Source organism: Pseudomonas sp. ADAK7 (assembly GCF_012935675.1).
Lineage (GTDB): Bacteria > Pseudomonadota > Gammaproteobacteria > Pseudomonadales > Pseudomonadaceae > Aquipseudomonas.
The window spans coordinates 6,631,309-6,652,222 of sequence record NZ_CP052861.1 but is presented as its reverse complement, the minus strand read 5'-3'; the positions used below and the strand labels follow the sequence as shown (position 1 = coordinate 6,652,222).

19 protein-coding genes and 1 rRNA gene are annotated in these 20,914 nt (G+C 60.5%); 7 read left to right on the top strand and 13 right to left on the bottom strand.

Annotated features, from left to right (window positions below; translation table 11 throughout):
• Positions 1-71: 71 nt before the first annotated feature.
• Together inhA and HKK53_RS30575 are read left to right on the top strand one after the other, a co-directional pair.
• The gene (gene inhA / locus HKK53_RS30580; RefSeq protein ID WP_169373830.1) at positions 72-755 is read left to right on the top strand and encodes an isonitrile hydratase; all 684 of its coding nucleotides are present in this window, start codon (positions 72-74) and stop codon (positions 753-755) included.
• A gap of 284 nt (positions 756-1,039) precedes the next feature.
• Positions 1,040-1,243, top strand: coding sequence for a hypothetical protein (locus HKK53_RS30575; RefSeq protein ID WP_169368746.1), 204 nt, complete (start codon positions 1,040-1,042; stop codon positions 1,241-1,243).
• A 131-nt stretch (positions 1,244-1,374) separates the two neighbouring features.
• On the opposite strand, the gene HKK53_RS30570 is transcribed toward HKK53_RS30575, so the two are convergent.
• Positions 1,375-2,175, bottom strand: coding sequence for an aminoglycoside phosphotransferase family protein (locus HKK53_RS30570; RefSeq protein WP_169373829.1), 801 nt, complete (start codon positions 2,173-2,175; stop codon positions 1,375-1,377).
• Positions 2,176-2,664 carry an SRPBCC family protein gene (locus tag HKK53_RS30565; RefSeq protein WP_169373828.1) on the bottom strand — a complete coding sequence of 163 codons (489 nt, stop codon included), beginning with the start codon at positions 2,662-2,664 and terminating at the stop codon, positions 2,176-2,178. It abuts the gene before it with no gap.
• A gap of 197 nt (positions 2,665-2,861) precedes the next feature.
• On the opposite strand from HKK53_RS30565, the gene HKK53_RS30560 reads away from it, so the two are divergent.
• The 3 genes from HKK53_RS30560 (at position 2,862) to HKK53_RS30550 (ending at position 4,646) form a co-directional block, all read left to right on the top strand.
• Positions 2,862-3,788, top strand: a complete 927-nt coding sequence (locus HKK53_RS30560) for an ADP-ribosylglycohydrolase family protein (protein WP_169373827.1) — start codon at positions 2,862-2,864, stop codon at positions 3,786-3,788.
• Positions 3,785-4,183: a GFA family protein gene (locus tag HKK53_RS30555; protein WP_169373826.1), complete on the top strand. Its 399-nt coding sequence runs from the start codon at positions 3,785-3,787 to the stop codon at positions 4,181-4,183. The genes HKK53_RS30560 and HKK53_RS30555 overlap by 4 nt, the downstream gene beginning before the upstream one ends.
• 61 nt (positions 4,184-4,244) lie before the next feature.
• Entirely contained in the window at positions 4,245-4,646 is a 402-nt protein-coding gene (locus tag HKK53_RS30550) for a lysozyme inhibitor LprI family protein (protein ID WP_169373825.1), read from the top strand.
• A gap of 122 nt (positions 4,647-4,768) precedes the next feature.
• On the opposite strand, the gene peaD is transcribed toward HKK53_RS30550, so the two are convergent.
• The 5 genes from peaD to HKK53_RS30525 all read right to left on the bottom strand — a co-directional run bounded on the left by peaD (position 4,769) and on the right by HKK53_RS30525 (position 9,913).
• Entirely contained in the window at positions 4,769-5,887 is a 1,119-nt protein-coding gene (gene peaD / locus HKK53_RS30545; RefSeq protein ID WP_169373824.1) for a quinohemoprotein amine dehydrogenase subunit beta, read from the bottom strand.
• Between the two features lie 24 nt (positions 5,888-5,911).
• Positions 5,912-6,235 carry a quinohemoprotein amine dehydrogenase subunit gamma gene (gene qhpC, locus HKK53_RS30540; RefSeq protein ID WP_123409863.1) on the bottom strand — a complete coding sequence of 108 codons (324 nt, stop codon included), beginning with the start codon at positions 6,233-6,235 and terminating at the stop codon, positions 5,912-5,914.
• 1 nt (position 6,236) lies between these two features.
• Positions 6,237-7,667 carry a quinohemoprotein amine dehydrogenase maturation protein gene (gene peaB, locus HKK53_RS30535; protein WP_008145337.1) on the bottom strand — a complete coding sequence of 477 codons (1,431 nt, stop codon included), beginning with the start codon at positions 7,665-7,667 and terminating at the stop codon, positions 6,237-6,239.
• A gap of 82 nt (positions 7,668-7,749) precedes the next feature.
• Positions 7,750-9,330 carry a quinohemoprotein amine dehydrogenase subunit alpha gene (gene peaA, locus HKK53_RS30530; RefSeq protein ID WP_169373823.1) on the bottom strand — a complete coding sequence of 527 codons (1,581 nt, stop codon included), beginning with the start codon at positions 9,328-9,330 and terminating at the stop codon, positions 7,750-7,752.
• A gap of 328 nt (positions 9,331-9,658) precedes the next feature.
• Positions 9,659-9,913, bottom strand: a complete 255-nt coding sequence (locus HKK53_RS30525; protein ID WP_054053445.1) for a DUF1652 domain-containing protein — start codon at positions 9,911-9,913, stop codon at positions 9,659-9,661.
• Positions 9,914-10,187: 274 nt separating this feature from the next.
• On the opposite strand from HKK53_RS30525, the gene HKK53_RS30520 reads away from it, so the two are divergent.
• Positions 10,188-11,678, top strand: a complete 1,491-nt coding sequence (locus HKK53_RS30520; protein ID WP_169373822.1) for an aldehyde dehydrogenase family protein — start codon at positions 10,188-10,190, stop codon at positions 11,676-11,678.
• Between the two features lie 37 nt (positions 11,679-11,715).
• Here HKK53_RS30520 and qhpG read toward each other — a convergent pair whose 3' ends face one another.
• The 5 genes from qhpG to mrdA form a co-directional block, all read right to left on the bottom strand.
• A complete protein-coding gene (gene qhpG / locus HKK53_RS30515; RefSeq protein WP_169373821.1) occupies positions 11,716-13,005 on the bottom strand; it encodes a flavin-dependent monooxygenase QhpG in 1,290 nt (429 codons plus the stop codon).
• On the bottom strand, positions 13,002-13,679 hold the full coding sequence (qhpE, locus tag HKK53_RS30510; RefSeq protein WP_169373820.1) for a subtilisin-like serine protease QhpE: 678 nt from the start codon (positions 13,677-13,679) through the stop codon (positions 13,002-13,004). Before qhpE ends, qhpG begins: the two co-directional genes overlap by 4 nt.
• Positions 13,669-15,387, bottom strand: a complete 1,719-nt coding sequence (locus HKK53_RS30505; protein ID WP_169373819.1) for an ABC transporter ATP-binding protein — start codon at positions 15,385-15,387, stop codon at positions 13,669-13,671. Before HKK53_RS30505 ends, qhpE begins: the two co-directional genes overlap by 11 nt.
• On the bottom strand, positions 15,387-17,291 hold the full coding sequence (locus HKK53_RS30500; RefSeq protein WP_169373818.1) for a sigma-54-dependent Fis family transcriptional regulator: 1,905 nt from the start codon (positions 17,289-17,291) through the stop codon (positions 15,387-15,389). The genes HKK53_RS30505 and HKK53_RS30500 overlap by 1 nt, the downstream gene beginning before the upstream one ends.
• Before the next feature lie 207 nt (positions 17,292-17,498).
• Complete coding sequence (gene mrdA / locus HKK53_RS30495; protein WP_169373817.1) at positions 17,499-19,391, bottom strand: penicillin-binding protein 2; 1,893 nt, start codon at positions 19,389-19,391, stop codon at positions 17,499-17,501.
• Positions 19,392-19,667: 276 nt separating this feature from the next.
• On the opposite strand from mrdA, the gene HKK53_RS30490 reads away from it, so the two are divergent.
• Positions 19,668-20,591, top strand: a complete 924-nt coding sequence (locus HKK53_RS30490) for a TIGR03571 family LLM class oxidoreductase (RefSeq protein WP_169373816.1) — start codon at positions 19,668-19,670, stop codon at positions 20,589-20,591.
• A gap of 118 nt (positions 20,592-20,709) precedes the next feature.
• On the opposite strand, the gene rrf is transcribed toward HKK53_RS30490, so the two are convergent.
• Positions 20,710-20,825 (bottom strand): 5S ribosomal RNA (gene rrf / locus HKK53_RS30485).
• Positions 20,826-20,914 lie beyond the last annotated feature (89 nt).

Sequence of the window (20,914 nt, the reverse complement as noted above, 5' to 3'; positions counted from 1 at the left end):
GTTATTGGCGGATACGCCAGATCCTACGAGCCTACAGTGAAGCCGTCCATCCCAACCCGGAGAAAAACGCCATGACGTTGCAGATCGGTTTTCTGTTGTTTCCACAGGTTCAACAACTGGACCTGACCGGCGCTTATGACGTGCTGGCCTCGCTGCCGGACGTGAAGGTGCATTTGATCTGGAAGGATCTGGTGCCGGTCACCGCCAGTACCGGCCTGGTGCTGAAACCGACCACCACATTCGACGATTGCCCGGCGCTGGATGTGATTTGTATCCCCGGTGGCAGTGGTGTCGGGCCGTTGATGGAAGATGAAGTCACCCTGGCGTTCATCAAGGCTCAAGCGGTCAATGCCCGGTACGTGACCTCGGTGTGCACCGGCTCGCTGGTGCTCGGTGCCGCGGGTTTGCTGCAGGGCAAGCGCGCCACCACTCACTGGGCTTATCACGATTTGCTCGCGACCTTGGGCGCGATCCCGGTGAAGGATCGGGTGGTACGCGACGGCAACCTGCTGACCGGCGGCGGGATCACGGCGGGCATCGACTTTGCCCTGACCCTGGCCGCCGAGCTGTTCGATAAGGACACCGCGCAAGTAATACAGCTGCAACTGGAATACGCGCCAGCGCCACCGTTCCAGTCCGGCAGCCCGGAAACCGCGCCGCAGCGCATTGTCGAAGAGGCGCAACGGCGAGCGGCGCCCTCGTTCGTGCAACGCAAGCTGATCACCGAGCGGGCGGCGTCCAGGCTCGGTCTTTGATCCGTCCTGTACCGTAGGCGCAAAAGCGTGGTGTGACGGATGCTTTTCTACAGACGAAAAAAAACCCGCCGAAGCGGGTTTCTCAAGACCATTGCGACATCCTGTCGGCAGCCATCCTGGCTAATGGTCGATCATCCGTGATCCTGAGCACTTCCTGTGCTTCAGTTGATGGATCAAGAATAGGCGCATCACAGAAGCTTAAACAGACGACATGCCCGCGACAGCGTGTAAGCCATTGACCATTGATGGCCAAAATCCCTGCTCTCCTCCCGTAGGAGCAAGGCTTGCCCGCGATGAACGGTGACGCGGTGTGTCTGGAGCGCGGCGTCAACTTCATCGCGGGCAAGCCTTGCTCCTACAAAAGCAATATCGAGGAACGACGGATGATTTTCGCCAGACGAAAAAAAACCCGCCGAAGCGGGTTTTTCCCAAGACCATTACGACTCCCTGTCGGCAGCGTGTCCTTGCTTATGGTCGATCATCCATGATCCTGAGCACTCCCTGTGCTTCAGTTGATGAGGCTAGATTACGCTTGGGATCCAATGTGCAATAGACGACATAGCTACTACGGCGTGTAAGACATTCGCCATAGCGCCCCTTCCGGAAACCCTTAGATACATCAGGCATCCAGCCTGCAAGCCGCGAGTTCAGCGACCTGCAGCTGACCTTCGGCCGCCAGGGTGTCACCATCTTCAAAAAACCAGGCCGCCGACAAACCGGCAAAGGCCAGCACCCATTGCAGCAAGCGCCGAGGCTCAAGCCCCGCCGCCTCGCTCACCACCTGGATCTGCCGTTCAAAACGCAGAGGATCCGCCGCCGTCGGTAGTTCAGGATTGCAAATCAGGTTGGCGTAGTCGTAGCCACGCTCACCGATCACCCGCTTGGGATCGATGGCCAGCCAGCCGCGCGGGCCGAAATCGAGAATGTTGTCGTGATGGATATCGCCGTGCAGCACGACCACGTCTTGCGGTTCAGCCAGCAAGGCTTCGGCTGTGGTCAGGCTGAGGCCATAGAGGCCACCGTGTTGCCCGGCGGCCAGGCGTAACGATTCAAACCATTGCACCAACGGCACCAGCGGCGGCAAAGGCGACGGACGCGGCGCATGCAACCGCGCCACCGCCGCACAGATGATCTGGCTGGCCTCGTCGTCCTGCCCGTTGAGCGCCATGTGCATCAGCGAGCGCTCGCCCATGGCGCGTTCCATCAAGAACCCGTCACCATGCTGGGCGAACACCTGGGCCGCGCCCTCTCCGTTCCACCAGGTCATCAACAGATTGCCGAATTTTTCCTCGGTATCCACGGCAACCTTCAACATCGCCGGTACATCGCCCATCCGTACCGGCAGCAAGCGACTGCCAGGGGTGATGATCGACTCACCGTCCTGCATCAACGCCCAACGCTTCAACCAGGGTTCAAACATTCACTCTCCCTGATGTTCGCGGGCGTTGGCGCCGGTTTTCAGAAACTCTTCGATATTGCTCATCTGCTCATCCCAGCCTCGACTGTCCATGCGGAAGGCCTTGAGCCTGCGCTCTTGGGGGATGTGATCGAAACCGGATTCGGTCACCTTCAGCAAGGTGCCGTCGTCCATGTCTTCAAGTTCGAACAGCACCAGGGTGGTGGGCTCCTGGGAGTAGTCGATGTGCGGCTCCACGGCATACGGGTGCCAGCGAAACGAAAACACCCGCTCCGGCTCGACCCGCTCCACCAGGACATTCCACAGCAGGTGCTCATAGCCAGGATAGGTAATCTGCCCCTGGGTCCATTCACCGGCGACAAAGCGTTTGCCCTCGAGCGACACGCCAAACCACTGGCCGAACGCCTCGGCATTGGCCACCACGCGCCACACATGCGAACGCGGCGCCTTGAGCAAAATCTTCCTTTCGATGCGATCTGATGCTGGATTCATAAGTCACCTCCTGTACTGAACAGTAGGCCTGTAAGACCACAAGACCAACCCTAAAGTTGTATCAAGCCAGTGCGACTATCAACATAGTCTGAAATATCAGGCCGTATTTCAGACCATCAGTGCTGGATTAAGGAGAAGAGTCAGCCAGCCGAAACTGCTAACGTTTGCAGCGAAATTGAACCAGACAAGGACGAATCATGCAGCCTTCACTCTCGGAACGTTATCGCGGGGCCCTGCTGGGGCTGGCGTGCGGTGATGCCGTTGGCACCAGCGTCGAATTCCAGCCGCGCGGCTCGTTCCCGCCCATGACCGACATGGTTGGCGGCGGCCCCTTCAACTTGAAACCGGGACAATGGACCGACGACACCTCAATGGCGCTTTGCCTGGCGGAAAGCCTGTTGACCAAAAATGGTTTCGACGCCGTCGATCAAATGGGCCGTTACCTCAACTGGTGGCATTGGGGCTACTTGAGCTCAACCGGCGAGTGCTTCGACATCGGCATGACAGTGCGTGAGGCCCTGACCCGTTATCAGGAAACCGGCGAGCCGTTTGCTGGATCTACCGCCCCCTACAGTGCCGGCAACGGATCGCTGATGAGATTGGTGCCGGTCGTGCTGTATTACTTCCCCGACCGGGAGCGGATCGCAACTTTTGCCGCGAACAGCTCCCGGACCACCCATGCGGCGCCGGAAGCGATCGAGTGCTGCCAGTTGTTCGCCGAGTTGATTGGCAAAGCGCTGCACGGCGCGGACAAAGCGGATTTACGCAGCCTGAGCGAAACGACATTCGTGGAACCAAAGGTCGGGGCCATCGCCCGAGGCGACTATCTGGGCAAATCGAAAAACCAGATCCGTGGCAGCGGTTACTGCGTGGCCTCGCTGGAAGCGGCCCTGTGGTGTTTTCACCAGACCGACAGTTTTGAAGGCGCCATCCTCGAAGCCGCGAACCTGGGCGATGACGCCGACACCACGGCTGCCATCGTCGGTCAGTTGGCCGGAGCCTACTACGGTGTCCAGGCCATTCCCCCGAGTTGGCTGGCAAAGTTGCACCAACGCCATGACATCGAAACCACGGCTCAGGCCCTGTTTCAAGCGGCAGCGAACGCCACCGGAGAAGCGTCATGAGTGGACTGCGCGGCAGCTGCCTGTGCAAAACCATCGAATACCAGCTCGACGGCCTCTACATGCCGATCGTTCATTGCCATTGCCAGACTTGCCGCAAGGCTCACGCCGCCGCCTTCGCCTCGACCGCCGGAGTCCTGCGTGAGCACTTTCGCTGGACCAGGGGCCAGGAACGGCTGGGCAGCTACGAATCGTCGCCGGGCAAGTTTCGGCATTTCTGTTCGGTCTGTGGCTCACAGTTGATGGCCGAGCGCTTGGCTCAGCCGCATGTGATCGTACGGGTGGCGACGCTGGATGATGATCCGGGGATGATCCCCCAGGCGCATATCTGGACCTCTCATGACGTGCCGTGGCTTGACTATGAATCGAATGAAAAATGTCCGCAGTGGCAGGCGTAGATTCACCCTGCGCTTCGCTACACTGCACCTCAACTTTCCAACATCACCGCGAGAATCCCCCATGCCTCCACGCTTTCTCCTGGCACTGATGCCGCTGCTGTTCACCACCGTGGCGCAGGCCGTGGACTGTGACAATGCCACTACCCAGGGCGACATGAATCAGTGCGCTGCGCAGCAGTACAAGGCTGCGGACAAAGAGTTGAATACGCTTTACCAGCAGATCACCAAACGGTTGAAGGACAGTCCCGATGCCAAGAAGCTATTGGTCGGCGCGCAACGGAGTTGGGTGGCGTTTCGGGATGCGGAGTGCAAGTTCTCGGCTTCCGGGGTTGATGGGGGCAGTGTGTATCCGTTGATTTACAGCAACTGCACGACCAGCCTGACCAAGGCACGGGTCGAGGCGTTCAAGAATTACTTGAAGTGTGAGGAAGGTGATTTGAGCTGTCCGGTGCCCGGGGCTTGATGCTTCGGCGTCAGTGAGGACCTCTTCGCGGGCAAGCCTCGCTCCTACAAGGTTTTGCGTCGATCACAAATCACCTGTAGGAGCGAGGCTTGCCCGCGAAGGCGTCCGCTCAGGCACCGCCGTTACCGAACAAATATCTGCGCCGTGGTAATCGCCATATCCCCACCCGGCAACTTGATGCTCCCCACCTGCTTCAAACTCTCGGCATCAAAAATCGCCACGTCATTAAACGTCCCGGCCAGGTAAATCTTGCTGCCATCCTTGTTGAAGGAAATGCAGTAGTAGGAATGGTCCAGCGTCGCCGCCTGGAGCATTTTCTTCTGTTTGATGTCGTACTTGGCCAAGCGATTGAGCACGCCGAACATCAGGTTGGGGTCCTTGGGCGAGCGCATGCCGCTGAAGTAGATTTCCGTCAGTGGACCGAAGTCGGTGGTTTCGGTCTTGCCGGTTTTCAGGTCGATGCTGAACAGCCCGTAGAGGTACTCGGCGGTCAATGGGTCCTGCTTCTTGTCCTTGAATTTTGCCGTGGTGTAGAGCAACGAGAAGTCATGGCGATAGGTCTGCTGGTTCCACACGTAGAGCACGTCCGGCGCGCTGTAGTTCTCGCGTTTCCAGTGACGACTGGGGATCAGCACATCGAACTTACCGGTCTTCACATCGACCTTGTAGACATCCGCCCCCGCCACATACAGCGTGCCGTCGTCGCCACTTTGCATGATGGTCAACTGCCGTGGCGCCGGGAAACTGCGCACGGGTTTGGCGTTCATACCGGCGTCCGTGGCGTAGACATCCAGCCGAGGCTGTTGCACTTCGTAGCGGTCGTTGAGCATCAACGTCGGGTTGGCGATGGCGAACAGCTCCTTGCCGTCATGGCTGAGGGTGAAAGCGAACATCGACTTGGCTTTCTCACCCGGTTTCTGGGTGATGTTGGCGTGGAACACCTGTTTGCAGCTGTCGAGTTCGACGCCGTAAATGTCCGCGTAGTGATTGTTCAACACGTAAGCGGTCTTGCGATCCGGCGACAGCTGCACGGTGCCTGGCCCGAAGGCGTCCGGCAGCTTGCAGGTCTTCAACAACGTATCCGTGGCCAAGTCGAGCACGTGCAGGTTGTTCGGGTAATTGGTGGTCACCATGTACTCGTGACCGTCTTGCAGTGCAGTGTTTTCATCGGCCAGAACGTTGAGCGAACAGACGCTCAGGACGGCGAACGCGGCCAGGCCGCAGGCTTTGATGCTAGGCATGCTGGAATCCTTTTATCTGACCGATCACTTGTCTTTTGGAAAGACAGTCCCGAGGTTGCGCCAGTTGTCGTTGGACGCCTGGGCATCCTTGTTCCAGTCCGGGTAGGTGCTCATCATGTCGGGCACCTGGGCCGGCCACCAGCACGGGTCAGAGCAGCCGTAAAGGTCCGCTTCCATTGGCTGGCACAACGACGACACACCACCAAACGCATCGATTTCCCAACCCGGGTCAGTGGTCGAGGCGCAACCGGCGACGGAACTCATCGCCACCACTTCTTCAATGCGGTTCTCCGCCGCGGCCTGATCCAGCTTCAACGCTTTGTTATTGATTGCCTTGAGATGTTTCATATCAGTGAGCCTTGCGCGGAGTGATGTAGCTGCTGATAAACGCAGGGTTGTGGGCCATGATCCGGGTGTAGACCTCGATGCCGAAGTCGACCCAGTCACGCATCAGTTCGCAGTAGTGATAGGTCGGGTGGGTCGGGTCGCCGTAACGGGCATAGCTTTCGTGATAGCAGCCGCCGGAGCACAGGTTGCGGATCTGACAGTCCTCGCAACCGGTGTTGGTGCGGTCCAGGCGTTGGGACAGGAAGTCGTTCAATTCGACTTGTTTGACGCCGCTGTGGACGTTGCCGAAGGTCGGCAACGATGAACCGGTAAAGCGGTGACACAGATTCAGTTCGCCCTTGTGATCCACCGCCAGCATCTTCAAACCGGCGCCGCATGGCAGGGCTTTTTTGTGGCCTTCGTGGATGTCGGTGATCAGCTGGTGCAAATTGGAGAAACCGATATTACGGTGCTCCAGCGCCGCTTCCAGATAGCGCCGACCGAGCTTCTTCATGTTGGCGAAGACTTCGATCAACTCGTCGCTGGACAGGTTGAAGGTGCTGATGTCGCCGGACGTCACCGGGGCGAAACCAACTTCGGCAAACCCCAGCTCGTTGAACAGGTGATCCCAGATGGTTTCGACGTCGGTAACCCCAGTGGTCAACGTCACCCGCGCGCCGACCGGGCGGCTGTTGTAGCGCGACAGCAGCATTTCGGCCTTGCGCCGCACCACGTCGTAGGTGCCCTGCCCGCCCACGGTGATGCGGTTGCGGTCGTGCACGGTTTTCGGTCCGTCGATACTGACTGACAGGCCGAAGCGGTGGGCGTTGAGGTAGTCCACGGTCTCTTCGGTGAGCAGCGTCGCGTTGGTGGTCATGACGAACTCGACGAACTTGCCCGCCTCGCGGAAACGCTTTTCGCAATAGTCGACCATGTATTCGATCAGCTTACGGTTGCTCAGCGGTTCACCGCCGAAAAACACCACGGTGAAACGCTCTTCGTCCGGCGATTCACGCAGCAGCATTTCCACCGAGGCGACCGCTGTTTCGACGTCCATTTTCTTGCCGGCCGACGGCTTGTCCAGGTCTTCCTTGTAGCAGTAGGTGCAGCTCAGATTGCAGCCGGTATTGACGTTGAGCACCACGGTGTTGATCGCCGTACGCTCGACCCGTTTAGTGCCTATGTCGGGGGTCAGCGGCGAGCCGTCGCTGACCAGTTCCAGGGACATCAACTCGCGCAGGGTCTCGGTGATTTCCTCGCCGTTGAAGCGTGACGCCAAACGTTGGATCAAGTCCTCGGATGAACAGCCGGGACCGCGCAAGGTGTCGATGATGGTGCCCGTCAGTTCATCGCTGGCGAACAGCGAACTGCTGGGAATGTGAAACAGCATGCGGTCGGCATCGACGTGCACTTCGTGCAGGTTCCGTTCAACCAGATTCAAAATAGCGCCCATTGCAACCTCCTGTGCAAACCCCGGTTGGCGAGGCCTGCGGTCATTCCAAAAAAGTGTCTGAAGCCGTTGGTTTCAGGCCAACTCATGGAATGGGTGGATTGTTCCAGCGTTGCACCGTGACGATCATGTGGCCTTCGCCGGTCAGGGATTTCCCTGCGTCGTCGACGGCGGCGATCACCTTGAGGTTGCCGGCATTGTTGGTGGACATTTTGCGTTGTGGGTTCGGCCCGGCATCGCCCGGGGTGAACACGCCGCTGTCGGCCTGCATGGTGCCGGCGAACTTGACGTCTTCGTCTTCCTTGGCGCGGTCGTCGAAGGCCTCGACCTTCCACTGCGCCGGGAATACGCCGATGCGATACGGCTTGCCATCGGCGCCCTTGCCCCAGGCTTCGGCGTCAAAACGACCTTGGACTTTCGGCGTCGAACCGCCGCCCTCGCCGATCCGCGCCACGGAGAATTCCGGCACGACTTTGACGGTAGCGATTTTGCTGTAGACCGACAGGGTCGGGCCTTTCAGCTTGCCGACCGTGACGTTGCGCAGTCCCGGTTGGGCATTGGCCGCAGCCTTGAGTTTGACGCGCATCCGCTCAGGACTTTGCTCGATGACAGATACCACTTCCACGCCTTTGCCGAAGTTCGGTTTGCCGCTGAGTCCGCTGCCGACCAAAGTCACTTCAGTTTCAGCGCCAGCCTTCAGATAACCCGGTTGCACCGCCAGCAAACGACTGCTGCCCTGCTTCGCCGCGACAAAATCCAGCCCCCGCTCATCGTGCTCGGCCTCGAACATCCGGCCCTGCATCGCGTTGCCCTGGGCGGCGAATACCTGGCGCATGGTCACGCCATCGACGGTCACGTTGCCGCGCCATTCGTAGCCGCTGTAGAGAATCGCGCTGCCGTCGCCGTTGAACGGGCTGCCATCGGCGTATTGGCCTTTGACGCTGACCTTGAAAGTGTCGCCGGCATCGGCGCTGACGCTCATCACGCCGGCCAATTCACCCTTGCCTGGCAAGTGACCGCTGAAGCTCCAGTCGCCCACCAGCGCATCGCTTTTCGGCGCGGTGCTCAGCCACTTTTTCCAGGCCGGGTTGTCCAGTGGATATCGCTTGGCCAACAGCGGCACCATGTCCTTGCGGGCAATGTCGAACCAGTCGCGATCCCGGGCCAACGCCTGGTACTCCAGGGACGGCCATTGGCCGAGGTGGAAGTTGACCAGGCGTTCCCATTCCTGGGCGGGGCGCCGTTGCAGGGCGACCCGCGCACCGGAGTGGCAGCGGCCGCACATCTGGCTGGTCTGGTCGTCGAATTTTTCGACGGTGTTGAGTCGCCGTTCCAGCGCATAGCGCACGCCGTCGGTTTCGCTCGGCGCCAGGCCCTGGGTGTCGGCCAGGTATTTGACCAGGGTGCGGCGGTCGTCATCGCTGATCTGCAAACCGTGCATGGTCTGCATCCGGGCGATGCTCATCAGCCAGCCTTCGGGGGTTTTGCGCTGGTGGCTGATGCGGCTCAGGGTGTTATCGGCTTCGGGGGTGTGACAGCCCTGGCAGGTTTCCTTGAGGATGGTCTGGGCGTCGCGGGCTGCCAGGCTGTCAGGCGAATGCAGCGCCACACAAGCGGCCACGGCCAGCAGGCCGGCGCTCATGCCTGATCGGAGTCTTCTCTTCATCAACGTCGAACCTCGCACGGTGCTTTCTTATTGTTGTGGCTTATCGTTTTTATGGTTTCTGCCGCCGGCGGCGCACCGCTGACGGAGGCAAGAGAAACGTCTGCGATGAGCAATACACGGAGCGTGCCAGCTTGACGATAGCGTTTTAAATCAATTAGTTACGTGAAAAAAAAGGCTGGCGGCGCGGTCTGGACAAGAGGCTCCGCGTCTAATATCGCGACAGCTGTTGCAGTGTGAGACAAGCGTAGTTGCTGGGGTCGTGCGGAAAACAGCGGCCTGTGCCTTCGGCGCCATGCCGCCCTGTGCGCTAGGGCGGCATGCCGTCGCTTCAGATATAAAAGGTCGGGTGAACGCCTTTGTGAACCTCGATTTCCTGCCGCATATCAGCCACCAGCGAGGCGATCGCATGGGGACTGTCCAGGGTCCAGAGCGGGACATGGGTCGCCACCATGTCGACTTTGCCGGTCATGCAGTCACAGACCCGAATGGTCAGGGACTGATCGGCCTCCATGTTGCACGTGCAAACCGATGGCAGAAAGCTGCGTTCAATGATGTTTTGAATTTCCAGGGTTGAAAGGAACATCGTTACCTCCCTTACGCCAGGTGTGTGGCCGGGCGAAGACTCCCTCAATTCGCCCGTCGAGCCCGAAAATTCTAGTCCTCTACAGTGAGTGCCTCAAGGGCATGACCCGGTTGCTCGTCGTCTCAGCCGCTGTCGCAATTTGCGAAAAAATCGCCTGCATCGCCATCCCCTGCATCCTGCGAAACCCGGCCAATCAGGGGCTATCCAGCGCTTCCCGCCACTTGGCACAGCCATTGCGAAAGCCCTGATCTCACGAATAAAAAGAGATCGCGCCATGTCCCTCCCTTATTTGCTTCCCGCCACGTCGGCATTCATCCAGCGCGCCCCGCGCATGCTGATCGGCGGCGATTGGGTCGAGGCCGCCGACGGCCAGACCATGCCCCTGCACAACCCGGCCACCGGTGAAATTTTATGTGTGGTGCCTCGGGCCACGCCGGAAGATGTGGACCGCGCAGTGCTCGCTGCCCGCCAGGCGTTCGATGATTCAACCTGGACCCGCACCCGTCCCCGGGAACGGCAAAACCTGTTGTGGAAACTCGCCGACCTGATGGAACGCGACGCCGAGCTGCTGGCGCAACTGGAATGCCTGAACAACGGCAAAAGCGCCGCAGTCGCCCAAGTCATGGACGTTCAATTGTCCATCGACTTCCTGCGCTACATGGCCGGTTGGGCGACCAAGATCGAAGGTTCCAGCGTTGAAGTCTCGTTACCACTGATGCCCAACGATCAATTCCACAGCTTCATTCGTCGCGAAGCGGTGGGGGTGGTCGGCGCCATCGTCGCCTGGAACTTCCCATTGCTGCTGGCCTGCTGGAAACTCGGCCCGGCCCTGGCCACCGGTTGCACCGTGGTGCTCAAACCTGCCGATGAAACACCACTGAGCGCGCTGAAACTCGCCGAATTGGTGCTGGAAGCCGGCTACCCCGAGGGGGTGTTCAACGTGGTCACCGGCACCGGCATCACCGCCGGCTCGGCGCTGACTCACAACCCGTTGGTGGACAAGCTGACCTTCACCGGCTCCACCGCCGTCGGTAAGCAGATCGGCAAGATCGCCATGGATTCCATGACCCGGGTAACCCTGGAACTGGGCGGCAAATCGCCGACCATCGTCATGGCCGACGCCGATCTGAAGACTGCCGCTACGGGTGCAGCCAGTGCGATTTTCTTCAACCAGGGCCAGGTCTGCTGCGCCGGTTCCAGGCTGTATGTGCAGCGCAAGCATTTCGACAATGTGGTGGCAGACATCGCCGACATCGCCAACGCCATGAAGCTTGGCAACGGCATGGACCCAACCGTGGACATGGGGCCGTTGATTTCAGCGCGGCAGCAAGAGCGGGTTTACGGCTATATCGAAAAAGGCCGGGAAAGCGGCGCAACCATCGCCTGCGGTGGTGAGCAGTTCGGGCCGGGGTTCTTCGTCAAGCCGACGGTGATTGTCGATGTCGATCAGAAGCACTCGCTGGTGCAGGACGAGATTTTCGGGCCGGTGCTGGTGGCGATTCCGTTTGATGACGAGGCCGATGCGTTGCGCATGGCCAACGACAGCCCTTATGGTTTGGGCGCGAGTATTTGGTCGAATGATCTGGCGGCGGTGCACCGGATGATTCCGCGGATCAAGTCGGGGTCGGTGTGGGTCAATTGCCACAGCGCGCTCGATCCGGCGCTGCCGTTTGGCGGGTACAAGATGTCGGGGGTCGGTCGGGAGATGGGGTATGCGGCGATTGAGCATTACACCGAGTTGAAGTCGGTGTTGATCAAGCTCTGACACTGATCGTTCCCACGCTCCGCGTGGGAACGATCAGTCAGGGTTTGAACCCCTGAGCTAATAACCACCCCCGAACCACCCGCCCCTGCTCCGAGGTCAACCCCGCCAACGCCTGCTCGGCAGATTCAACCCACAACCGCCGCACCAGCGGCGCCAGCTCAACCCCCTGCACATGCCAGATCCCCAGCGGCTGATCCGCCGTGATCACCACCTCGGCCTCATCGACAAACCCGTCGCGCAAAACCGGCGCCCGCTCAATTCGCAACGAGGCAAAATCCGCCTCGGCATGGGCCAACTCAGCATCCGGCCACTGCCGCCGCGCCTGCCAGAATGGCTGATCCGGCCACCGCTGTTCATCCGCATAAAAATCCCGCCCGATCCGGGCAAAGCGCAAAAACAACCGCGCCACCCGCTGCTGATGAAAGCGCTGGGCCAACGCTGCCCGCTCCGGTTTACGCAATAAGGTGTTGATCACCGTCGGCGCCTGCAATGCCGACGACAGCGACTGAAAAATCCCGTTACCCGACAACGGATCCACCGCCATCGCCGCGTCACCTACCCGAATCCAGTTATCGCCACAGACCTGTGGGCACAGAATCGCCGTGCTGCTGCGCGCGTGCAGTTGCAGATCGCTATCCGGCTGATCACCGAAAAACGCCCGAGCCACTGCCGAACCGTGGCGCCGCTGACGGCAGTAATCGAGCAACTGCGCCTTGCCCGGCAACTCAGCGCTGGCCACGTCCACCGTCCATTGCCAGTAACACTGCCCGTCAGCCCGCCGCGCCATCCAGGCCCAGCCGTCCTCAAGGCTTTCCACGGCGCTGGCGGTGTAGCCTGGCGTGGCCTGCCAGCGATTGAGCAGGCTGACCGTCTCCGGCCCGCGCAAGCCTTTGCCGAGGGCTGGTGCTGAACGTCCGCGCGCCTCCACCAGAAAGTCCGCGCTCAACGTTTCACGCCCTTCAACCTCGACTCGATGCCCCGCCGCCGAGGACTGCACCGTCAGTACCCGTCCTTCGATCAGCTCGACACCGGCCACACGCAAATCCTCGCGCAGACCTCGATCAAAGCTCGGGCGATCCAATAAAAATTCGATGTTCTGCGCATGCTGCTGGCCGTTCCACGACACTTGCCGCTGGGAAGGCAGCGCCGCGTCCGCCAACGCGAGGTTCAACCCCGCGCCACGCAACGCCTCCAGCACCCGCACGGAAACGCCCTCAAGCGCAGCAAAGCGCCGCCATTCGCTGACCAGCGTCACCGGGTAACCGAGCCGGCGCAAACCCAGTGCCACCGCTGCGCCCGCCGGCCCGGCGCCAAGAATCAGAATCATGGGCCGAAACGCCGTTCAGGGCCGCGATAACGGGCGTGATCCCGCAGCCATTCGATGACATGTTGATTGCTCGCATCGGGATGGGCGACGAGGAAACCGGCAATGTGCCCGCTCAACGCCGCACAGCCCAGACTGGCCCCCGATTGCCCCGGGTACGTCCCGTGTACACACGCCGCAAAATCCGCCTGGGCACTGTTGAGCCACGACCATTCGTTCTCGGCGCATCGCGCATCGCCGGTGACCCGCAGCACCTGTGGGTAATTCGCCGGAAACACGCCCTCGCCCTGGGCCGGACTCGATGCACACAGCAAAACACCTCGTGCCACCGCCGCCGCACAAGCCTCGCGCAACAGACTGCGATCCTGGCGCAAACCGAGGCTCAAATTGATCAACCGCACGTCCTGCGCCACCAACCAGTCAATCGCCGTGGCAATCTGCAAGGCGCTGGTGACGCCGCGCTGGTCAAACACCTGCCCCACACAGAACACTGCTGCCGGCGCCCGCCGCCCAATGGCCTCGATCACCGCGCTGCCGTGGCCCAGCGGATCGTCACGCAGATCACTTTCCGCCAGCCCATCCTCCAACAACGAAAAGCGCCGTCCCACGACAACCTGCACCCGTTGCGCCGCCGAGTGACCGCTGTCCACCACACCAATCCGCAGTTCAGGCTTCATGCAGCACCGTTTTCGACGTGAGCACGCCATCGAGCAACTCAAAGCGCAGGTCGGCATCGGCCAACGTCGAAGGCCGATGGCTAATGAGGATGCGCGTACGTCCGGCAAACAAGCGGTCGATGGCTTCGATCACTTCGCGCTCGGTGGCTTCATCCACCGCCGAAGTGGCTTCGTCGAGCACCAGAATCAATGGATCCTGCAACAGTGCCCGAGCGATGGCGATCCGCTGTTTCTGCCCGCCGGACAACTGCTGGCCGCGCTCGCCCAATGGGCTGTCGAGACCTTCGGGCAGGGACGCGATCAGGCTGTCGAGTTGCGCCAGCCGCGCGACTTCGGCGATGGCTTCACGACTGGCGTCTGGCATCGCATACGCCAGGTTGTCCGCGAGGCTGCCGCGAAACAGCACGATGTCCTGACTGACGATCGCAATCCGTCGACGCAACTCGAACAGGTCCAGCTCCCGCAGATCGACCTCCCCCAGCAACACCCGGCCAGACTGTGGATCGTGGTGCCGTTGCAACAGGTCGATCAGGGTCGATTTTCCCACCCCGGAACCGCCGCTCAGGGCGACTTTCAAGCCGTAGGGAATGCGCGCGTCGATCCCGCTCAACGTGCTCGGGCGCCCCGGATGGCTGAAATGCACATTGTCGAAACGCAGCTCGCCAGAGCTTGGCATTGGTTGTGGTGTAACGGGTGTGAGCACGGTCGGTTCTTCGCCGCGCAACTCCATCACCCGCCCGAGGCTGACAGTCATCCGCTGGATCGCGACATACAGCCCGAGCAAACTTTGCACCGGGCCCACCGCCATCCCGAGGTACGTGGAAAACGCGATCAACGCGCCGAGTTGCCAAGTGCCCTGCACCACCCAATAACCGCCGATCAAGAACGCACAGGCCCGGGACAACGAGGTCAATGTACCCGGCACCGCCTGGGTGAAAAACTCGGTGACTTGCAGGCGTAGCAACTGGCTCATGTAGCCCTGCCCCAAACTCTCCAGCCGCCGCGCTTCGCGCTGTTGTTGGCCGGCGGACTGGATGAATTTCATCACCGGCAATGTCTCGACCATGAACGAGGACATGTCCGCCGAGCGCTCGCGCAACTGCCGCACATCACGCTCGACCTTGCGCCGCATCCAGCGCAGCCAGAGCACGTCTAGGGGAATCAGCACCAGCGCCAGCAGCGAGAGTTTCCACGACAAGGTCAACAGCATCGCTACGGAGAAGAACAGGCCAATCACGCTGGATACCGCCGAGAACAGCGAGTCCACGGCAAAACGCTGAATCTCCGCAACATCGCCATCCAGGCGCGACATCAAATCGCCGATGCGTCGCTGGCCGTAGAAGCTCGGCGACAACGTCTGCAAGTGCCGATAAAGATCATCGCGCAAGGCAAACAGAATCCGCCCGGACAACCGCGTGTGCAGATAACGGTTGATCCCCGACAACGCGGTGCCGAGCAAACCGGCGACGATCATCAAACCGGCGATCAGCACCAGCACCGGGAAATTGCGCCCCAGCAGGCCATCGTCGATCAGCAGTTTGGTGAGCCACGGTTGCACCAACACCAGCAGCGAAGCGCAGACCGACAACCCGAGCAATCCCGCAATCGCTAGCCGATGGGGCCGCACGAAGCTGTAGAGCCAGCGCAGCGCCGCTTCCAGGGCTTGCGGATTCTGGCTGTCGATCAGCCGCACGATCAGGCGTTGCATCACAGGCGCAACTGTTTGAGTTTGCGGTACAGGGTCGCGCGGCTGATGCCGAGGGCGTCGGCGGCGGCCGAGACGTTGCCCTGGTGTGCGTCCAGGGATTGGCGAATCAGCTCCAGTTCGTTTTCACGAATGCTGCCGGCGTGGGGGCGTTCGGTGGCGGTGAGGTCGTCGAGCATGCTGTCGGGCAAGTGGTCGAGGGTGAGCACGGTGTCGCCCGTTTCGCGCATCGCCAGCGCGGTGCGCAGCACCATCTCCAATTGGCGGATGTTGCCCGGCCAGTGATAGCCGCCGAGCAACTTGCTCAGGTCGTCATGCAGGGTGACCGCTGGCGCATCGAGTTTGGCCAGCAGACGACCGACGAGGTTGCTGAAATCTTCGCGTTCGCGCAGGGCCGGGAGCATCACGCTGATGCCGTTGACCCGGTAAAACAGGTCTTCGCGAAAGTGTTTGTCTTCCACCAGGCGTTTGAGGTCGCGGTGGGTGGCGCAGATCAGGGCGACGTCGATGTCCTGCTCTTCGCCGGCGCCCAACGGGGCGACTTTTCGGTCCTGCAACACCCGCAACAGACGTGCTTGCAGCGCCAGCGGCATGTCGCCGATTTCATCGAGGAACAAGGTACCGCCATGGGCCTGTTGCAGGCGTCCGACCATGCCGCCACGGCGCGAACCGGTGAACGCGCCTTCGCGGTAGCCGAACAGTTCCGACTCGATCAGGCCTTCGGGGATCGCCGCGCAGTTCACCGCGACGAAGGGTTTGTCGCAACGGCTGCCGGCCATGTGCAAGGCACGGGCGATGACTTCCTTGCCGGTGCCGGTTTCGCCGAGCAGCAACACCGGCAGTTCATTGGCCAGGCCTTGGCGGGCCATGCGCAAGGCGCGCGCGTAACGGACATTGCTGCCGGCCAGGGATTCCAGATCGGGTTGGGGTTTGGCGGGTTTGGCCACCGGGCGCGGCGTGGTGCCGACGTTGATCGAACGCTGGGGCGCGCGCAGGGTTTTGTAGAAGAATTCGCCCTTGGCGGTTTGCAGGCTGCCGACGCCGCCCTGTTGCAACCGGGCCAGCAGTTGCAGGCCATCGACGCCGAGAAACTCTTCGCAGCGATGCCCAACCAGCGCCGAGCGCTCGGCGCGCAACAACTGGCAGGCCTGAGCGCTGACCGCGAGAATCTGTCCGCCGAGGCTCACCGCCAACAGGCCCTGCCATGGGGATTCGAGATACTGCCGACGGCTGTGGAACGCCAGGACGATCTGGTCCGGATAGCTCGCATTGAACACCCGGCTTTCGATCTGGCTGACGGCCATGGCCAATAATGCGGTGCTGTCGTGGACGCGGCCGAGCGGGCCTTCGCGGGTCAGGTCGAGGACGCCGAGGATATCGCCTTGGGGGCAGTGAATCGGCACCGAAGTGCAGGAGAAATCGCTCAGGCGATCCAGGTAATGTTCGCCGCAATCGATCAGGGTCGGCCGGGCTTCGACCAGTGCGGTGCCGAGGGCGTTAGTGCCGCGAGCGGCTTCGCTCCAGCAGGCGCCGAGGGTGATGTCTTGCAGGCCGGAACCCTTGAGGCGGTCGGCGCGGCCTTCGACGGCGAGGATGGTCGCGTCGGAATTGGCGAGGATGATCAGCCCTTCTTTACCTTGGCGTTCGGCCAGGTAATCGATGGCCGGCATGGCGGCGTCGATCAGCAATCGATTGCTGGCCAGCAACACTTCAAGGCTGGCGCTCGATTCCAGGGTCAGCTCGTGCTTGCCGTTGAAAGGCACGCCATGGCTGAGGCTGCGCCGCCACGAGGCATCGATTTCCGCACGCAAGACGCCGTTGGGCACTTCGCCTTCCAGGTGCAGTTTTTCCCGGGCCAGCCGGGCTTCCTGATGCGGTTTGGGGTGTGTTGTTTTTATTAGCGTCATCAAGCGCTCCGCAGCGGTCCGCCTGGCGCTTTTTGAGATCAGCGCCCTGGCGTCAATCTTTACGTTAACGTCAGGGCGATGGCAAGAGCCTTACAGCGCTCGCGGTGTATCAGGAGGAGCCCATTATCGTTCTTCGCGGGCAAGCCTTGCTCCTGCGGGGATCGGGGCGAACCGTGGATTCGCCCTTAACCGCGAAGCTTTGGGCACTTAGACGTGAGGATCGCCCGGCGCTTTGGCGGGCGTGGCGTACTGCGGTTTGAGATGGCCGTCCTGATCGAGTAACCAGGCGTCCATGATCTGCCGCACCACGGGACCGGCAACACGACCGCCGGCCTCGCCGTTTTCGATCATCACCGAGATCACAATCTTCGGATGCTCGGCCGGAGCAAAACCGACAAACAAGGCGTTGTCACGGTTACGTTCCAGGGTTTTCGCCCGGTTGTAACGCTCACCCTGCTTGATCGCCACCACCTGCGCGGTACCACTCTTGCCGGCGATACGGTATTGGGCACCCACCGCTGCCGCCCGGGCAATGCCGCGCGCATCGTGCATGACCATTTGCATGCCGTGGTTGACCTGCTCCCAATCACGCGGATCCTTGAGCAGGATGTTCGGCATCGGGTTCTCGTCCACCGGCGCCACGCCATCGACGGTTTTGGCCAGGTGCGGCCGATTCCACACGCCTTTATTGGCAATCAACGCGGTGGCCTGGGCCAGTTGCAGTGGTGTGACTTGCATGTAGCCTTGGCCGATGCCGAGGATCACGGTTTCGCCGGGGAACCATGGCTGACGGCGGGTCGCGCGTTTCCAGGCTTGGGACGGCATCAGACCGGCCGATTCTTCGAACATGTCCAGGGAGACTTTCTCGCCGAGCCCGAACATCGCCATGTAATCGTGCAGCCGATCGATGCCGAGCTTGTGCGCCAAGTCGTAGAAGTAGGTGTCGTTGGAACGCATGATCGCCGCGTCCATGTCCACCCAGCCGTCGCCGCTGTGGTTCCAGTTGCGGTATTTGTGGTCGAAGTCCGGCAACTGGTAATAGCCAGGGTCGAAGACCCGGGTTTGCGGGGTGACCACGCCGGCATCGAGGCCGGCAATCGCCATTTCCGGCTTGATGGTCGAGCCCGGCGCATAGAGGCCGCGCAGGACGCGATTGAACAGCGGCCGGTCGATGGAATCGTGCAGCGCCGCGTATTCCTTGAAGCTGATGCCGGTCACGAACATGTTCGGGTCGAAGCTTGGCTTGCTGACCATGGCCAGCACCTCGCCGGTCGACGGATCCAGGGCAACCACCGAGCCGCGGCGATCACCCAGGGCATCCTCCGCGGCTTCCTGAAGGTGGACGTCGAGGCTCAGAACGATGTTTTTGCCGGGGGTTGGATCGGTGTGCTTGAGCACGCGCAGCACGCGGCCCTGGGCGTTGGTTTCCACTTCTTCGTAACCGACGTGACCGTGCAACTCGGACTCGTAGAATTTTTCGATGCCGGTTTTACCAATGGATTGGGTACCGCGGTATTCCACACCATCCAGTACTTTGGATTCTTTCTCGTTGATGCGACCGACGTAACCGATCGAGTGCGCGAAGTGCGCGCCCATCGGGTAGTGACGGACGAATTGCGGCTCGACATCCAGCCCCGGCAGACGGAATTCGTTGACCGCAAGGACGGCGATCTGCTCCTCGGTGAGTTCGTAGAACAAGGTCACTGGGACGAATGGATGCCGCGCCTGCTTCATCGCCTTGTCGAACAACGTGCGGTCTTCTGACGGCAGGTGCAGGAGGTTGATTACCTCATCCAGCTCTTCTTTGACATCCGCAGCACGTTCGCGGGTGATGGTCAGGTTGAAGCTGGGCCGGTTGTCCGCCAGGACCACGCCGTTGCGGTCATAGATCAGCCCTCGCGTCGGGGTGATCGGCAAAACGTGGACGCGGTTGTTTTCGGAAATCGTCGAGTGGTAATCGAATTCGACCACCTGCAGCACGTACATGCGCACCACCAGCGCGCAGGTAATGGCGACCACAAACAAGGCGCAGGCCATCAGTCTTTTATTGACCAGGCGCGTCTCTTTTTCGTGATCCTTGATCGGTATCGGTTCGGGCATTTCTGCAGCAGCTCTTTGACTATGAAGGGGGTGCCGATCCTCAGCGTTGTCATCAGTCCATTAAAAAACGAGGTGCACCATACCAAAAATGACGCCGGCACTTTAGCGCGATTTCCTCGAACGATTGTCCTTGAGGGCCAAAACGATGGTCGGACGTGCTGGTAGCTGAGTTGAACTCGTGCGTTTTACGCAAGATTGATATTCCCATTCATGCATTTTTCTTGCAGATGAGCCTGTAGATACTGGGTGCATGTCATTCCCTTTCTGGAGTTTTTCATGCACTCACGTTTTCAACGATTATTGGGCCCGAATGGGTTTTCCATTGGCCTGGAACTGCCGCTGGATAATGATTGGTCCAGTGATGGGCAACGGCTGCGAATGGCCGAGGACAGGCCTTTTGGTGTTCCCGATCTGAAGCAGCACGCGGCTATGGCGCGCCTGGCTGATAAATCCGGGTTTCGCGCCCTTTGGGTTCGCGACGTACCGGTTTATGACCCCAATTTCGGCGATGCCGCGCAGGTATTTGAAACGTTTTCGTACCTTGGCTATCTGGCTGGGATCACCGACAACATCATGTTGGGCACCGCCGCGGTTGTGCTGCCGTTGCGTCAGCCGTGGCTGACACTCAAGGCTGCCAACAGTGTCGATGAGTTGAGTGATGGTCGCCTGCTGCTTGGCGTGGCCAGCGGTGATCGGCCGATGGAGTATCCGTTGTTTGGTGTCGACTATGCCCAGCGAGGCGAAATCTTTCGCGATACGGTTGAGTTGTTGCGCAGCCAGGGCGAAGGTCGCTTGCCTGAGGGCGCTCGCCTGTTGCCGGAGCGCGATCAGTCGGTGCCGTTGTTGGTGGCGGGGCTGGGCCAGCAGTCTCCGGCCTGGATTGGTCAGCACATGGACGGATGGCTCGCCTACCCTGGCACGCCGGATGAGCATCGTCGTCGCGTGGGGCTGTGGCGTGAGGTCGGTGGCGATAAACCTTACATCAGCTTTGTTCATCTGGATCTGGAGGCCAATCCGTATGCGCCGATGCGGCGAGTGCGCTTTGGTGGCAGTTGTGGGCGGCTGGCGTTGATTGATGAGCTTCAGGCGTTGCGTGATGCAGGTGTGCAGCATGTGGGCCTGCATATGCGTCGTAGCGAACGCCCGGTGGCAGAGGTCATTGAGGAGATCGCTGAACACGTACTGCCAATGTTTCACTAAGGGTGCGGTTGGTTGTATTCAGGGATAGCCATTGAGCTGTCCCTTTTCTTTGCGCCACTTTCCTTCGGACAAAACAAAACCCCTACCTGCATACGCAGATAGGGGTTTCGGAATTTAATCTTGACGATGACCTACTCTCACATGGGGAAACCCCACACTACCATCGGCGATGCATCGTTTCACTGCTGAGTTCGGGATGGGATCAGGTGGTTCCAATGCTCTATGGTCGTCAAGAAATTCGGTAGCCAGCTCGTTTGCCTTTTCAGGTTCACGCTCCAGCGAATGGGTATGCGATAGATTTGTGTGTTTTTTTGCTGCGAACT